Genomic DNA, 14,502 nt, shown 5'->3' on the forward strand with positions numbered 1-14,502 from the left:
ACCCCCGCCTGCCGCCTCGGCGAGCACGAGGAGTGCCCCGGCCCCGGAGAGACACGCCTGCCCTGGCAGACGCCCACACAGCCGCCGGTCGAAACCCTCCGCTGCGCCTGCCACTGCCACCGGGAGCCCCCGTCATGACGAAGTGCCCCGGCGGCGACCATGACTTCCCGGTCGAAGACGACGACGGCGCCCGCTGCGAGGAACACGGCATCACCCTGCTGTGGAACGGCCCGCCCATCACGGAGGACGACCTCCTCACGGAAGCAGGCGCCCTCGCACCGTGTGGGCCCTGCCTCGCCGCGCGCCTCTTCGGCCTCAGCTCTCCGCACCGCTGCCTCGGCCGCAGCGTCGCGCGCGCCCTCGTCACCGGAATCACCCTGGCGGAGCCCGAGCCGTGCCCCTGCGACTGCCAGAGGGAAGGCGCACAGTGAGCGAGCGGACCCAGCAACTGCTGTACGCCGCCGTCCTGGCCGTCCTTCTGGCCGTCCTCGCCGTCGGCATCGTCGGCTGCGCCGCGACAGGCGACACCTGGGGGCCGCCCCCGGACCGAGTGCTGAGCACGTGAGTCCCGCCCGGAGGCCCGGAGGCCGGGGCGCTCACGGCCGTACGGCGCGGCCTGTCGCCCCCGTCCGGGCCGTCGCGCCGGCGGCCGCGACGCCCGCGCGCGCTGGATACTGAAAAATTTACTCAAATCCTCTTGACTCCCCCCACATATGGCGGAAGCTGAGGAGTAGAGCCATAACCCCGAAACAGCCACAAAGCCGGTGAGGACGTCTGGTCGGCGGAGTGACTGGGACAGGATGTGGTTTCAGGCCCCCGGCAAGCCGGCGCGATACCGAGGCGACAGTGACGACTGGAGCTTCAGGACACGCGCAGCACTACCGGGGACTGTTTTTTGCCCTCGGCGCCTCAGGACGACCCCCGTACCACCAGTTCCGTCGGCAGCACCAGTTGCCGCGGGCCTCCGCCCGGCTCCGTCTCCCCGGCCTCCGTCCCGCCCGGCCCCGTCGGGTCGGACGCCGTCCCCGCGGCCGCCGGTGACCGTCGCGCGATCTCCGACAGGACCACCCGCGCCATCGCCCGGCCCATCTCCTCGATGGGCTGCCGGACGCTCGTCAGAGGCGGGTCCATGTGGCGTGCTATCGCCGAGTCGTCGAAGCCGACCAGCGCCACGTCCTCCGGTATGCGCCGGCCCGCCGCGCGGAGGGTTTGGCGGGCACCGGCCGCCATGACGTCGGAGGCCGCGAAGACCGCGTCCAGGTCCGGGCTGCGCGCCAGCAGCTCGCGCATCGCGCGACGACCGCCCTCCTCCGTGAAGTCGGCCACCGCGATCAGCGATTCGTCCGGCGCGTGGCCGGCCTCCGCGAGGGCCCGGCGGTAGCCGTCGAGGCGGCAGGCCGCGCCGTAGACCTCCAGCCGGCCGGTGATCGTCGCGATCGTACGGCGGCCCCTGGAGAGCAGATGCGTCACCGCCGTACGGGCGCCCCCGGCATTGTCGGAGTCGACCGAGGGCAGCGACTCGGCCGCCGAGCGGCGTCCGCTGATGACCGTCGGGATGCCTGTCCCGGCCAGCAGGTCCGGCAGCGGATCGTCCGCGCGGACAGAGACGAGCAGCACCCCGTCGACCCGGTGCGCGGCCAGGTACTGCGCCAGCCTGCGGCGCTCGCGCGCGCCGCCCGCGAAGGTGAGCAGCAGTTGCATCCCGGTCTCGGCGAGCGCCTCGCCCACACCGCTGACGATGTCCGAGAAATAGGGCTCGGCGAAGAACCGCGCCTCCGGCTCGGGCACCACCAGGGCGATGGCGTCGGCGCGGTTCGCGGCGAGCGCGCGGGCCGCGCGGTTCGGTACGTACCCCAGCTCGGCGATCGCCGCCTCCACCGCGGCTCTGGTCCGGTCGCTCACCCGCGGCGAGCCGTTGATCACCCGGGAGACCGTGCCGCGCCCGACCCCCGCGCGCGCCGCCACTTCTTCGAGCGTGGGCGGCTTTCCGCCGCCCCGCCGCGTCGGCAGGGCCGTACCGGCTGTAGCGGCCGTAGCGGCCGTACGGGCCTCATCCGCCCCCCGGGCCGTCCGAGCTGTCATCTCCGCCTCCCCATGAATCCGTCCCGTGGAATCCGACCCGAGTCCAGCCCGGTCCCTTGACACCCCCTACAGGGACCCGCGACGCTTCAACACATCACACATGGGAGCGCTCCCACCGTACCCGACCCATTCATGCCCCGCACGCTGCCCGACCACGCCCGGCCGGCCACGAGTGCCGGAGGAACCGGGCATGTCGGTGCACTAGGAGGACGTCATGCGTACACGTACTCGCTCGTCCCGGATGGCGGTCCTCGCCGCCGTCGCCGCGCTCACCGCCGGAGTCCTGGCCGGTTGCGCCCAGGACAGCGAAGGCCCTTCCGGCAGCGCCACGGGCGGCGGCGGAGACGGCGGCGAGGGGAAGACCACGCTCACGGTGGGGGTCTTCGGGGCCTTCGGCCTGAAGGAGGCCGGGCTCTACGACCAGTACATGAAGCTCCACCCCGACATCGTCATCAAGCAGACGTCCATCGAGCGCAACGAGAACTACTACCCGCAGTTGCTCACCCACCTCGGCAGCGGCAGCGGACTCGCCGACATCCAGGCCGTCGAGGTCAACAACATCGCCGAGATCACCGCCACCCAGGCGGACAAGCTCGTGGACCTCGGAAAGACCGGTGGCGTACGGCAGGACAGCTTCCTGCCGTGGAAGTGGTCGCAGGCCACCAACAAGGACGGCCGCACCATAGGGCTCGGCACCGACATCGGCCCCCAGGGCATCTGTTACCGCAAGGACCTCTTCGCCGCGGCCGGGCTCCCCACGGACCGCGCGTCGGTCGGCGCGCTCTGGGCGGGCGACTGGCGCAAATATCTGGATGCCGGAAAGAAGTTCAAGGCCAAGGCGCCCAAGGGGACGGCCTTCGTGGACTCGGCGAGCGGCGTCATGGCCGCCATCACCGGCAGCGAGGCGAACCGCTTCTACGACAAGGACGGCAAGGTCGTCTACAAGACCAGCCCGTCCGTACGGAACGCGTGGGACATCGCCGCGGAGTTCGCCGGGGCGGGACTGACCGCCAAACTGCAGCAGTTCACCCCGGCCTGGGACCAGGGGTACGCGAACGCCGGCTTCGCCACGGTCTCCTGCCCGGCCTGGATGCTCGGCTATATCCAGGACAAGTCCGGCGCCGCGGGCAAGGGCAAGTGGGACGTGGCCGCCGCACCGAAGCCCAGCAACTGGGGCGGCTCCTTCCTGGTGGTGCCCGAGGCGGGCAAGCACAAGAAGGAGGCGGCCGAACTCGTCGCCTGGCTGACCGCGCCCGAACAGCAGGCCACGCTCTTCGCGAAGCGCGGCAGCTTCCCCAGCTCCCAGGCGGCGTACGCGCTGCCCACCGTGTCCGGCGCCAAGCACGAGTACTTCGACAACGCCCCCATCGGAGAGATCTTCTCCGCCGCCGCCCAGGGCGTACCGGTCCAGATCGTCGGTCCGAAGGACCTGATCATCGCCCAGAACCTGGCCGATGTCGGCATGCTCCAGGTCGACCAGAAGGGCACCTCCTCCAAGGACGGCTGGGACGCGGCCGTCAAGGCGATCGACAACGCACTGGACCAGTGACCGATGGCAAGCAGTGACGCCCCCGCCGTCCCGGAGACAGGTGTCGGGGACACGGCGCCCGTCTCCGGGTGGCGGGAACAGCGAGGGGACGGGGAACGGGACGACCGGCGCCGGGAGCGGCGCAGCCGCTGGTACCGCCGCGACGTGCGGTGGAGCCCGTACGCCTTCATCGCCCCGTTCTTCGTCTTCTTCCTGGCCTTCGGCCTCTTCCCGCTCCTCTACACCGGCTGGGCCTCGCTCCACCGGGTGGAACTGACCGCGCCCACCGACATGGAGTGGGTGGGGCTGAGGAACTTCTCCCGGCTGCTGAGCGACGACTTCTTCTGGAACGCGCTGAAGAACACCCTGACCATCGGGGTGCTCTCGACCGTTCCACAGCTGCTGATCGCGCTGGGGATCGCGCATCTGCTCAACTACCGGCTGCGCGGCTCGATGTTCTTCCGGGTCGCGGTGCTCACTCCGTACGCCACTTCGGTGGCGGCCGCGACGCTTGTCTTCGTCCTTCTCTTCGGTCGTGACTACGGAATGATCAACTGGGTGCTGGGGCTGATCGGTATCGATCCGGTCGACTGGCAGAACGGCAACTGGACCTCCCAGCTCGCGGTGTCCACGATCGTCATCTGGCGCTGGACCGGCTACAACGCGCTGATCTACCTGGCGGCGATGCAGGCCATCCCGGACGATCTGTACGAGTCGGCGGCGCTGGACGGGGCGTCGCGGTGGCAGCAGTTCCTCCATGTGACCGTCCCTTCGCTACGGCCGACGATCCTGTTCACCTGCGTGGTCTCGACGATCGGCGCGACCCAGCTCTTCGGCGAGCCGCTGCTGTTCAACGGCGGCGCGGGCGCGACGGGCGGGGCGGATCACCAGTTCCAGACGCTCGGGCTGTATCTGTACGAGCAGGGCTGGGTGAATCTGCATCTCGGCCGGGCCTCGGCGATCGCCTGGACGATGTTCCTGATCCTGCTGGTCATCGGCGCGGTGAACTGGATCATCGCCCGCCGTCTCCGCAAGAGCGCGTAGGAGAGAGAGATGGCGACGACGACTTCAGGGACCGGCGACATGACGAGCGGCACAACCCGTCGCTCGACCGGTGATACGACCGGTGATACGACTGGCAACACCACCCGCGGCGGAAACAGGAAGGGCGCGGGGCGGCACCTCCACGGCGGGCGGATCACCCACGCCGTACTGATCCTCTTCACCGCCGGCTCGCTCTTCCCCCTGGTGTGGACGGCGATCGCGGCCTCCCGCAACAACACCCGGCTCGCCCAGACCCCACCGCCCTTCTGGTTCGGCGGAAACCTCTTCAAGAACCTCGAAATCGCCTGGACCGACGCCAACATGGGCACGGCACTGCTCAATACGACGATCGTCGCCGGGGCGATCGCGGCGGGCACGGTGCTCTTCTCCACGCTCGCCGGTTTCGCCTTCGCCAAGCTGCGCTTCCGGTTGAAGAATCTGCTTCTGCTGCTGGTGATAGCCACGATGATGGTGCCGCCGCAGCTCAGTGTCGTACCGCTGTACATGCTGATCGCCGAGCTGTCCTGGACCGATCAGCTCCAGTCCGTCATCCTGCCCACCCTGGTCAGCGCGTTCGGGGTGTTCTTCATGCGGCAGTATCTGACCGGGGCGCTGCCCACCGAGCTGATCGAGGCGGCCCGGGTGGACGGCGCGAGCAGCTGGCGGGTGGTGTGGCATGTGGTCTTCCCGGCCGCGCGGCCCGCGATGGCCGTGCTCGGGATGCTGACCTTCGTGATGGCCTGGAACGACTTCTTCTGGCCCATCATCGCGCTGACCCAGAACGGCAGCCCCACCGTGCAGGTGGCGCTGACCGGGCTCGGCCGCGGCTATATCCCCGATCAGTCGGTGATCATGGCCGGCGCGCTGCTGGGCACCCTGCCGCTGCTGATCGCCTTCGTGATCTTCGGCAGACATATCGTCGGCGGCATCATGCAGGGCGCGGTCAAGGGGTGACGGCCCGTGCGGCCGGCCTCATGGGGCCGGTGCCCGTACGGCCGGCCTCATGGGGCCGGTATCCGTACGGTCGGCCTCGTGGGGACGTGCCCGTACGGCGGGTCCTCGTGGGCCCGTACCCCTGTTCCTCATCTTTCCTTACTCCTTTCCCTCATCCCTCCGGTCAACGGGAGCCGCATCATGTCCGACACCTTTCCGCCCGGGTTCCTGTGGGGCACCGCCACCGCCGCGTACCAGATCGAGGGCGCGGCCCAGGAGAACGGCCGTACGCCCTCCATCTGGGACACCTTCAGCCATACCCCCGGCAAGGTCGCTCGGGGGGAGACCGGTGACATCGCCGTCGACCACTTCCACCGCAGGGCCGAGGACGTCCGGATGATGGCGGACCTCGGCGTGAACGCGTACCGCTTCTCGGTCTCCTGGCCGCGCGTCCAGCCCACCGGCCGCGGCCCGGCCATACAGCGCGGTCTCGACTTCTACCGCGGTCTGGTCGACGATCTGCTCGCCCGTGGCATCGAGCCCGTCCTGACGCTCTACCACTGGGACCTGCCGCAGGAGTTGGAGGCGGCGGGCGGCTGGCCCGAGCGCGAGACGGCGTATCGCTTCGCGGAGTACGCGCGAAGCGTCGCCGAGGCGCTCGGCGACCGGGTGACACGCTGGACGACCCTCAACGAGCCCTGGTGCAGCGCCTTTCTGGGCTACGGATCCGGTGTGCACGCCCCCGGACGTACGGACCCGGTGGCCGCCCTGCGCGCGGCGCACCATCTCAACCTGGGTCACGGGCTCGCGGCCCAGGCGCTGCGCTCCGTACTCCCGGCGAGCGGCCAGGTCTCGGTCAGCCTCAATCCGGCGGCGGTCCGGGCCCGTACGGGGTCGCCCGAGGACCGGGACGCGCGCCGCCGTATCGACGCCCTGGCGAACCGGGTCTTCACCGGCCCGATGCTGACCGGCGCGTACCCCGAGGATCTCCTCGCGGACACCGCGCGACTGACCGACTGGGCATTCGTCCAGGCCGGCGACGAGGCCGTGTGCCGGCAGCCGCTGGACTCGCTGGGCATCAACTACTACCAGCCCTCGGTGGTCTCCGCCGAGAGCGGCCAGGACGCCGCCGGGCGGAACCGTCAGGACGGCCATGGCGCGAGCGAGTACTCGCCCTGGCCCGGCGCGGAATCCGTCGTCTTCCACCAGCCGCCCGGTGAACTGACCGAGATGGGCTGGTCGGTGGATCCGAGCGGACTGTACGACCTGCTGCTGCGCTATACGCGCGAGGCGCCCGGGCTGCCCCTGATGATCACCGAGAACGGCGCGGCATACGCCGACAAGCCGGACGCCGACGGCGCGGTCCACGACCCGGACCGGATCCGCTATCTGCACGGTCATCTGTCGGCGGTACAGCGCGCGATCGCCGACGGGGCCGATGTGCGCGGCTATTTCCTCTGGTCGCTGATGGACAACTTCGAGTGGTCGTACGGCTACGGCAAGCGCTTCGGCGCGGTCCATGTGGACTACGAGACGCAGCGCCGTACGCCGAAATCGAGCGCGCGGTGGTATGCCCGGCTGGCCGGTACGGGGGTGCTGCCGGAGGTGCCCATCGGCTGACGCCGGTTGAGCGGGGGGGCGCGCCCCGGCCGGGGTGGGGGGTTGGATACCGGCCGGAGCGCGCGGTGCGGGTGCTCGTGCGGGTGCTGATGCCGATAGGCTAGCCGCCCCGCTCCGGACGAAGGACCCATTCAGGGCAGGAGCCGCTGGTCTTAGGGCGCGCTTAAGGGGCGCATCGGAAGCCGTTAAGGGTCCGGACTCGCGCGGCGTCCGCGACGTCTCAGCCGGTGGCCCCGGCGCGGCCCGTCCGCGCCGCGCCATCCGTCGAGGCCGATCCAGATCCGTACCTCGGTACCGCCGAGCACCGAGCGTCCGATCCGTACGTCGCCCCCGGTCGACTCGGCGACCCTGCGCACGATGTCCAGGCCGAGCCCGGTCGAGCCCTCCCGGCCGCCGCTGTTGCCCCGGGCGAGGGCGGCCCGCGGGTCGGCGATTCCGGGGCCCGCGTCCGAGACGAGGACGATCACGGCGTCCTCCCCGTTGTGCACATCGACGGAGAAGGCCGTGCCTTCCGGCGTGTGGCGGAAGACATTGCCGAGCAACGCGTCGAGGGCGGCGGCCAGTTCGGCGCGGACGACCGGGATGCGTACGGGGCGGCCGATGCCCGCGACCCGCGCCGGGCGCCCCTCGTCCTCCGCCAGCGCCGACCAGAAGTCCATCCGTTCCCTGACGACTTCCGAGACATCGCACCCGCCGGCCGGGCCCGCCGCCCCCGTCTGCGGTTTGGCCTCACGGGCGGTACGGATGATCGTGTCGACCTCGCGCTCCAGTTGCGCGACGGCGGCCCTGGTCTGGTCGGCGGCCGGTCCCTCGCCCAGGGACGCGGCGTTGAGGCGCAGTACGGTGAGCGGGGTGCGCAGCCGGTGGGAGAGATCCGCCGCGAGTTCCCGCTCGTTGGCGAGGAGACCGACGACCTGGTCGGCCATGGAGTTGAAGGCGATCGCGGCGGACCGCAGCTCCGCGGGGCCCTCCTCCGGGACGCGCGCGCCGAGTTTTCCCTCGCCCAGCGCGTGCGCGGCGCCCGCGAGCCGCTGGGCGGGTTCGACCATCCGCACGCCGAGCCGGTCGGCGACGGCGACGGACCCGACGATGAGCGCGAGCCCCACGCCCGCGAGCACCAGCCAGGCGGTGGTGACGCCCTTGGAGACCTCGTTCTGCGGAACGTAGATCTCGACGATCGCGATCTGGCCGGAGCCGAGGGCGGTCGGCTGGAGCAGTACCGACCCGCCGACGACCTCGGCCATGGCCGCGCGGGGGATCCGCTGGACGGTCGCCAGATCCTTCTCGGCGGCCCGGCCGCGCCCGATGTCCAGCCGGCCGGCTCCCGGCCCAGGGGCGGCCGGGACATGCACGGCCATCCGCCCCTCTGCACCGGCGTTGGTGGAGGCGATGGCCCGCTCAAGCTGCTCGCGGTCGGTGGTGATGGAGAGGGTGGGCGCGATGGCGGCGGCCTGCCGCTCGGCGTTGGAGAACGCGCGGTCCCTGGCCATCTCCTTGATGACCAGTCCGAGCGGGACGGCGAAGGCCACGACGACCATGACCGTCACGGCCACGGCCACCTTCACCAGGGCCCATCTCATAGGGGCGGCTCGGGGACGGGCGCTCCGGCCGCCGACGCCCCCGGAACCGACGCCCCCGTTACTGGCGTGCCCGGTACCGGCGTGCCCGGCACGGGCGCCTCGGGAAGGGGTTGCTCCCGTACGGGTGGCTCGGACACGGACGCCTCGGACACGGACGCCTCGGGGACGGGCGGCACGGGCGGCTCCAGCTTCACTCCGACGCCCCGCAGCGTGTGCAGATAGCGCGGCCTGGCCGCCGTCTCACCGAGTTTCCTTCGCAGCCACGAGAGATGGACGTCGATGGTCTGGTCGTCGCCGTACGACTGCTGCCACACCTCCGCGAGCAGTTCCTTGCGTGACACGACCACCCCGGGGCGCCCGGCGAGGAAGGTCAGCAGGTCGAACTCCCGCCGGGTCAGATCCAGCCGTGCCTCGTCCAACTCGGCCTGGCGGCGCAGCGGATCGATCGAGAGCCCGCCGACCCGGATGACGCGCGGCGGCGTGACCTCACCGGCGCCGGCGCGCGAACGGCGCAGTACCGCCGCCATCCTGGCCGCCAGATGCTCCACCGAGAACGGCTTGGTGAGGTAGTCGTCGGCGCCGTCGTTGAGCAGCCGTACGATCTCCGCCTCGTCGTCCCGCGCGGTGGCGATGATCACTGGTACGTCGGTGATGCCCCGCAGCATCTTCAGCGCCTCCGCGCCGTCCAGATCGGGCAGACCGAGGTCGAGAATGACCACGTCGAACCGGAAATGGGCCACCTCGCGCAGCGCCTCCAGAGCCGTGCCGACGCTCCGCACGGTGTGGGAGGCCTCGGTCAAGTGCCTGATGAGGGCGGAGCGTACGAACTGGTCGTCCTCGACCACGAGCACACTGGGCATGGGCGGCACCGTACGCCATCCGGGCCGTGCGGGAGGGCCGCTCCCGTGGGCCGGCCGTGACCAATGTCCGTTCCCCGCGCTCACGGGACAGCCGTGGCAGTCGTGGCAGGGGTGGTGCAGTATGGCCCGGATGCGTAGGGGACTCGTGCACACCCTGGCGTGGTCGCTCGCCACGGGCGCGGCGGTCACGCTGTCGTGGTGGGGCGTTCACTCGGTCATGGCGGGCACGGCGTACGACCCGCCACGCGCGCTCCCGCTGCCCGTGGACAGCGCCACGGGCGCGAGCCCCCGGGCCTCGTCCACCTGGCGTCCCCCGAGCCCGTCCGCGCGGCCACCCTCCTCGCCGACGGCGGCACCGAGCCACAGCGGTCGGCCCTCGTCGCGTCCACCGGCCGAGCAGACGAAGGACACGGCCGGGAACGGGAACGCGGACGCGGACAGGGGCCCGGCCGCGGGCGCGGAGACCGAACCGTCCGGCTCCTCAGGTGAGGTGAAGAGCTATACGGTCGACGGCGGCCGGGTCGTCTTCGACATCCACGGCGCCTCGGCCGAACTGGTCTCGGCCACGCCCGACAACGGCTGGCAGATGCAGGTGTGGGCCCAACCGACCTGGATCCGGGTCACGTTCACCCGGGACGGCCGGGAGGTGTCGGTGTTCTGCACCTGGAACGGCCACCCTCCGATGGTCCAGTTCGACGACCGCTGAGCCTGTTCTCCGGCCTCCGGTGCGCGATCACCCCGGGCCCGAAGGCTCGCGGGGTGTCCTCGCCGCCGGTCCAGCCGTAGGCGCGCCCTTGGACGAGGGGCCGGGGGGCCGGGCGCGGGGCCGGGATCAAGCCGGAAGGGTGCGGCACAGGGCGAGAGCTCGTATCAACTGAACGCGTCGGACGGGGGTGGCGGCGACGCCTTGGCGCTCGCATCGGTCACCACGGCCGCGCCGCCGGTGAAGTCGGTCAGCGCCCGGCCGTGCTCCACCCGGCCCGGATGCGGATCGCTCGCGACCCGCCGGGTCAGCTCGGCGACGGGCGGTTCACGGTCGGAGGCGAGCAGTACGGCGTTGCCGAAGCGGCGGCCCCGGAACACCGCCGGATCGGCGGCGAGCGCGAGCCGCCCGAAGACGGTGGCGGCGGTGGCGATCTGGCCGCGCAGATGCGCCAGCGGCGGACCGTCCGCGAGATTGGCCGCGTAATGGCCGTCCGCCTTCAGGACGCGGCGTACATCGCTCAGGAACTCGACGCTGGTCAGATGCGCGGGCGTACGGGCGCCGTCGAACACATCGGCGATCACCAGATCCGCCCAGCCGTCCGGCACTTTCGCGAGCCCGGCCCGCGCGTCGGCGGTACGGACGCGGATGCGGGCGTTCGGGTCCAGCGGAAGGTGCTCGCGTACGAAGTGGACGAGAGGACCGTCCACTTCGACGATCTGCTGGGTGGAGCGGGGGCGCGTGGCCGCGATGTAGCGGGCGAGGGTGAAGGCCCCGCCACCGAGGTGCACGACATACAGCGGTCGGCCGGCGGGCGCCACGAGATCCACGACATGGCCGAGCCTGCGCTGATACGCGAAGGACAGACGCGTGGGGTCGTCGAGGTCGACATGGGACTGCGGGGCCCCGTCGATCAGCAACGACCAGGCCCGCGCCCGCTCCCGGTCGGGAACCAGCTCGGCGCGACCGCCGTCGACATCCTCGGCCAGGGCCGCACGGGGCGCCCGGCGCTTGTTCTTTGCCACGGCTCTATTTTGAGGCTCGGTTCGCCTCCGGGGCGCGCGCACCCCGGGGAGCGGATGTCCGGCGGGCTATCTACATCGGTCGGCGGCCTCAAGGAGCCGCGCCGCCTCGCCCAGCGCCTCCCTCAGCAGCGCCGGATCCGTGACCGGGCCCGTCGTGTCGGGGTGGAGCAGCCAGTCCGAGCCGATGACCGGGGGTTCTGCGGGGAGGCGGAGACCTCGGCCGTTCGTCTGTGTACAGGCGCTGCCCGGCATGTCCCAGCCCGCGGCCGTACCCGGCGGGACCAGAAAGCCGAGGATGTCGCACGGGCCGTCGTGGAACACCGGCCCCACCTTGGGGGTGGCGCCCCCGCGGCGCAGGATGTCCACCGCTTCGAGGCCCTGCCGGGCCGGCACCGTCACCAGGTCACAGGGCTCCCCGGCATCGTCCCGGGAACGCCCGCCGCACTCCTGGCCGGGCATGCGCCGGGCAGTCGTCCGCGAGCCACCACTGGTGTCCATACCGACCTCCACGTTGAGCGTCTCCCGATCGTTCAACGCGTTCCGGCGTCAACGGCTACGGCGGCGCACCGTCGAAAAAGATGGCAGTTCATGGCAGATCATGGGCGAGAAATCCGGTTTGTAGGCAAACTCTATGTGTCACCATCGTCACAGCCGGTACGTTCTGCCCGTCGGAACAACCGGAGTTGGGCCCCGCGCCACCCCACACCGCACGCTCCGGGTGACCCGCGGGCACCAACGGCTGTACCAGGAGAGGGCTCGGTCATGGCGTCGTCTCGGGCAGTTCCCAACCTCGCCTTCCGTCGGCTGCGCGCGCGGCGCTCGCCGGGGGAGTTCGCGGCCGCCGTGCGCAGGGCCGCGCGGGAGATCGGTGAACAAGTCGCCTGTGACGCACGTTATATCGGACGGGTGGAGGCGGGCGAGATCCGCTGCCCCAACTACGCGTACGAACGGGTCTTTCTGCATATGTTCCCCGGGCTGACCCTGGAGGACCTCGGCTTCGCGCCGCGTGAGCACGTACGCGGCAGAGCGCCACGGGCCACGATGACCACCGCCACGGACCGGGTGGCGGCCGTCAACGGCCGGAACGGCACCGGCAGTCCAGGCGTGACCGGCGAAACCGGCGAGAACGGCGAAACCAGCGAGGAGAGCGACGTGCTGCGTCGCGCGTTCATGACGAGCGGCCCCGTCACGGTGGTGGCCGCCTCTCTCGGTCTCGGCGGTACGGCCGCCGCGGCCGTACCCACGCCGCGGCGGACACCGCGGCTGGTCGGCGACGCCGAGGTGATGGCCGTCGAGGCGGCCGTGCGGCGGATCCGGCTGCTGGACGACCGGCACGGCGCCGACGGGATCTACCGGCAGGCCGCCCAGCCGCTGCGCGCCGCGTACGCGCTGCTCGACTCGGGAACGCCCGCTCGCCAGTCCACCGCCGACCGGCTCCACGCGGGCGCCGGTGAGCTGTCGATCTCGGTGGGCTGGCTCGCCCATGACTCCGGACGCTTCGACGACGCGCGCTCGCACTACGCGGAGGCGCTGGCGACGGCGCGGATGGCGAACGATCCGGAGGTGGAGGCGCACGCCTTCGCCAACACCTCGTTCCTGGCGAAGGATTCGGGCCGGTACCGGGAAGCGGTAAGAACCGCGCAGGCCGGCCGGCGTGCCGCCAGGCATCTGGCCTCGCCACGGCTGCTGTCGCTGCTCGCCCTGCGCGAGGCGGCCGGCTGGGCCAAGCTCGGCGAGCGTACGGACTGCGAGCAGTCGCTGTCCCGGGCCCATCGCCTCTTCGACCGCGGCCCCTCGGACGCCGACCCCGAGTGGATGTCCTTCTTCGGTGAGCCCGAGCTGGAGTCACAAGTGGCGCTGTGTCACGCGGCGTTGGGCGACTGGTCGCGCGCGGCCCGGCACGCCCATCGCGCGACAGCGCTCCAGAATCCGCACTTCGTCCGGAATCTCGCGCTCTACCGGGTGGAGCTGGCCACGGATCTGGCCCGCGCGGGCGCGCCGGACGAGGCGGCGGCGGCCGGCCATCAGGTGCTCGATCTGCTGGACGTCGTCCAGTCGTCCCGTATCCATACGAGACTCGCGGCCACCGCACGGGTTCTGCTGCCGCAGCGGCGGCTGCCGGAGGTGGGTGCCTTCCTGGACCGCCATGGCTCGACGAGCAGCCGGGCCTGAGGGCCGGACGAGGGCCGGGAAGCCAAGAGCCCGGCAACAGCGGCCCGGGGCCAGCGGTCCGGCCTCCAGCAGCACGGGGTCAACGGGCCGACCTCCAGCAGCACGGGCCAGCAGTCCGAGGCCAGCGGGCCGAGGTCAGCAGTCCGGGCTCAGGGCGTGAGATGCGCCGTGTCGTTCCAGATCTGGATCGCCGGCAGGCCGTACGCCCAGCTCAGCACTGACACCGACGTCGGATCGAGCCGGATGCGCGCCGCGAACGAGATGTCCTCGCCCAGCCAGCGCGCGCCGATCGCGCGCAGGATGTGCCCGTGGCCGAAGACCAGGACGTCGCGGTCCGCCTCGCGCGCCCAGGAGACGACCTCGTCGGCGCGGGCCGAGACCTGCTCCAGGGTCTCGCCGTCCGGGACCCCGTCGCGCCAGATGAACCAGTCGGGACGGTCCGCCTTGATCTGCGCCGGGGTCATGCCCTCGTACGCGCCGTAGTCGAACTCCATCAGCGCGTCCCACTCCTCGGCCCGGTCGCCGAAACCGGCCAGCGCGCAGGTCTCGGCGGCGCGCGCCAGCGGGCTGGTGCGTATCTCCACGCCGGGCAGCCCCGACCAGGGCGCCTGGTGGAGACGTTCACCCAGCAGCTTCGCGCCGCGCCGGCCCTCGTCGAGCAGCGGGATGTCCGTCCTGCCCGTGTGTTGGCCGGACAGCGACCAGGCTGTCTGACCGTGCCTGGCGAGCAGGATGCGCGGTGCCATGAAGGTGCTCCCTGAGGTTCACAAGTGGTGCTGTTCCATCATCGCGCACCTGAACGGAGAGTGACGTCCAGGGGCAACCTCCCGGAAGATCCCCGCGTCCCTCCCTCCGTCAGGGAGTGATGTTGTCGAACATTATTCCGGAGGTGCACCCGGCCGAAGGACTCAGCCGCATACACCGTACGGTGAACGTCGGCCGACAACCGCATGAA

The 14,502-nt window shown here is 71.4% G+C and carries 14 protein-coding genes; 8 read left to right on the forward strand and 6 right to left on the reverse strand.

Features of this window, described 5'->3' with window-relative positions:
- Nucleotides 1-134: 134 nt before the first annotated feature.
- Nucleotides 135-431, forward strand: coding sequence for a hypothetical protein (locus ABTZ59_RS02270; protein ID WP_351388536.1), 297 nt, complete (start codon nt 135-137; stop codon nt 429-431).
- The gene (locus ABTZ59_RS02275) at nt 428-565 is read left to right on the forward strand and encodes a hypothetical protein (RefSeq protein WP_351388538.1); all 138 of its coding nucleotides are present in this window, start codon (nt 428-430) and stop codon (nt 563-565) included. Before ABTZ59_RS02270 ends, ABTZ59_RS02275 begins: the two co-directional genes overlap by 4 nt.
- Nucleotides 566-909: 344 nt before the next feature.
- Here ABTZ59_RS02275 and ABTZ59_RS02280 read toward each other — a convergent pair whose 3' ends face one another.
- On the reverse strand, nt 910-2,082 hold the full coding sequence (locus tag ABTZ59_RS02280) for a LacI family DNA-binding transcriptional regulator (protein ID WP_351388541.1): 1,173 nt from the start codon (nt 2,080-2,082) through the stop codon (nt 910-912).
- A 214-nt stretch (nt 2,083-2,296) separates the two neighbouring features.
- On the opposite strand from ABTZ59_RS02280, the gene ABTZ59_RS02285 reads away from it, so the two are divergent.
- The 4 genes from ABTZ59_RS02285 to ABTZ59_RS02300 all read left to right on the forward strand — a co-directional run bounded on the left by ABTZ59_RS02285 (nt 2,297) and on the right by ABTZ59_RS02300 (nt 7,207).
- Nucleotides 2,297-3,631, forward strand: coding sequence for an ABC transporter substrate-binding protein (locus ABTZ59_RS02285; RefSeq protein WP_351388547.1), 1,335 nt, complete (start codon nt 2,297-2,299; stop codon nt 3,629-3,631).
- Between the two features lie 3 nt (nt 3,632-3,634).
- Entirely contained in the window at nt 3,635-4,654 is a 1,020-nt protein-coding gene (locus ABTZ59_RS02290) for a carbohydrate ABC transporter permease (RefSeq protein WP_351388552.1), read from the forward strand.
- A 39-nt stretch (nt 4,655-4,693) separates the two neighbouring features.
- A complete protein-coding gene (locus ABTZ59_RS02295; RefSeq protein ID WP_351388555.1) occupies nt 4,694-5,608 on the forward strand; it encodes a carbohydrate ABC transporter permease in 915 nt (304 codons plus the stop codon).
- A gap of 180 nt (nt 5,609-5,788) precedes the next feature.
- Nucleotides 5,789-7,207, forward strand: a complete 1,419-nt coding sequence (locus ABTZ59_RS02300) for a GH1 family beta-glucosidase (RefSeq protein ID WP_351388559.1) — start codon at nt 5,789-5,791, stop codon at nt 7,205-7,207.
- Nucleotides 7,208-7,392: 185 nt separating this feature from the next.
- Here ABTZ59_RS02300 and ABTZ59_RS02305 read toward each other — a convergent pair whose 3' ends face one another.
- Nucleotides 7,393-8,787, reverse strand: coding sequence for a sensor histidine kinase (locus tag ABTZ59_RS02305; protein WP_351388562.1), 1,395 nt, complete (start codon nt 8,785-8,787; stop codon nt 7,393-7,395).
- Entirely contained in the window at nt 8,784-9,647 is an 864-nt protein-coding gene (locus ABTZ59_RS02310) for a response regulator (protein WP_351388566.1), read from the reverse strand. The genes ABTZ59_RS02305 and ABTZ59_RS02310 overlap by 4 nt, the downstream gene beginning before the upstream one ends.
- 130 nt (nt 9,648-9,777) lie before the next feature.
- On the opposite strand from ABTZ59_RS02310, the gene ABTZ59_RS02315 reads away from it, so the two are divergent.
- The gene (locus ABTZ59_RS02315; protein WP_351388569.1) at nt 9,778-10,353 is read left to right on the forward strand and encodes a hypothetical protein; all 576 of its coding nucleotides are present in this window, start codon (nt 9,778-9,780) and stop codon (nt 10,351-10,353) included.
- Between the two features lie 164 nt (nt 10,354-10,517).
- On the opposite strand, the gene ABTZ59_RS02320 is transcribed toward ABTZ59_RS02315, so the two are convergent.
- Together ABTZ59_RS02320 and ABTZ59_RS02325 are read right to left on the reverse strand one after the other, a co-directional pair.
- Entirely contained in the window at nt 10,518-11,375 is an 858-nt protein-coding gene (locus tag ABTZ59_RS02320) for a spermidine synthase (RefSeq protein ID WP_351388572.1), read from the reverse strand.
- A 66-nt stretch (nt 11,376-11,441) separates the two neighbouring features.
- Nucleotides 11,442-11,834: a hypothetical protein gene (locus tag ABTZ59_RS02325; RefSeq protein WP_249949628.1), complete on the reverse strand. Its 393-nt coding sequence runs from the start codon at nt 11,832-11,834 to the stop codon at nt 11,442-11,444.
- 303 nt (nt 11,835-12,137) lie between these two features.
- Between ABTZ59_RS02325 and ABTZ59_RS02330 the strand changes: the two genes are divergently transcribed.
- Nucleotides 12,138-13,547 carry an NsdA family TPR-like regulatory protein gene (locus tag ABTZ59_RS02330; protein ID WP_351388575.1) on the forward strand — a complete coding sequence of 470 codons (1,410 nt, stop codon included), beginning with the start codon at nt 12,138-12,140 and terminating at the stop codon, nt 13,545-13,547.
- A 149-nt stretch (nt 13,548-13,696) separates the two neighbouring features.
- Here the strand turns inward: ABTZ59_RS02330 and ABTZ59_RS02335 are convergent, their stop codons facing one another.
- Nucleotides 13,697-14,293: a histidine phosphatase family protein gene (locus ABTZ59_RS02335; RefSeq protein ID WP_351388578.1), complete on the reverse strand. Its 597-nt coding sequence runs from the start codon at nt 14,291-14,293 to the stop codon at nt 13,697-13,699.
- Nucleotides 14,294-14,502: the final 209 nt, after the last annotated feature.

It is taken from the genome of Streptomyces sp. NPDC094034, from assembly GCF_040303865.1.
Lineage (GTDB): Bacteria > Actinomycetota > Actinomycetes > Streptomycetales > Streptomycetaceae > Streptomyces.

What these genes read in the sequence shown, in the direction of transcription:
- ABTZ59_RS02270 (WP_351388536.1), top strand. Translation starts at nt 135, where the DNA reads ATGACGAAGTGCCCCGGCGGCGACCATGACTTCCCGGTCGAAGACGAC.
- ABTZ59_RS02280 (WP_351388541.1), bottom strand. Translation starts at nt 2,082, where the DNA reads ATGACAGCTCGGACGGCCCGGGGGGCGGATGAGGCCCGTACGGCCGCT.
- ABTZ59_RS02285 (WP_351388547.1), top strand. Translation starts at nt 2,297, where the DNA reads ATGCGTACACGTACTCGCTCGTCCCGGATGGCGGTCCTCGCCGCCGTC.
- ABTZ59_RS02290 (WP_351388552.1), top strand. Translation starts at nt 3,635, where the DNA reads ATGGCAAGCAGTGACGCCCCCGCCGTCCCGGAGACAGGTGTCGGGGAC.
- ABTZ59_RS02295 (WP_351388555.1), top strand. Translation starts at nt 4,694, where the DNA reads ATGACGAGCGGCACAACCCGTCGCTCGACCGGTGATACGACCGGTGAT.
- ABTZ59_RS02300 (WP_351388559.1), top strand. Translation starts at nt 5,789, where the DNA reads ATGTCCGACACCTTTCCGCCCGGGTTCCTGTGGGGCACCGCCACCGCC.
- ABTZ59_RS02305 (WP_351388562.1), bottom strand. Translation starts at nt 8,787, where the DNA reads ATGAGATGGGCCCTGGTGAAGGTGGCCGTGGCCGTGACGGTCATGGTC.
- ABTZ59_RS02310 (WP_351388566.1), bottom strand. Translation starts at nt 9,647, where the DNA reads ATGCCCAGTGTGCTCGTGGTCGAGGACGACCAGTTCGTACGCTCCGCC.
- ABTZ59_RS02315 (WP_351388569.1), top strand. Translation starts at nt 9,778, where the DNA reads ATGCGTAGGGGACTCGTGCACACCCTGGCGTGGTCGCTCGCCACGGGC.
- ABTZ59_RS02325 (WP_249949628.1), bottom strand. Translation starts at nt 11,834, where the DNA reads ATGCCCGGCCAGGAGTGCGGCGGGCGTTCCCGGGACGATGCCGGGGAG.
- ABTZ59_RS02330 (WP_351388575.1), top strand. Translation starts at nt 12,138, where the DNA reads ATGGCGTCGTCTCGGGCAGTTCCCAACCTCGCCTTCCGTCGGCTGCGC.
- ABTZ59_RS02335 (WP_351388578.1), bottom strand. Translation starts at nt 14,293, where the DNA reads ATGGCACCGCGCATCCTGCTCGCCAGGCACGGTCAGACAGCCTGGTCG.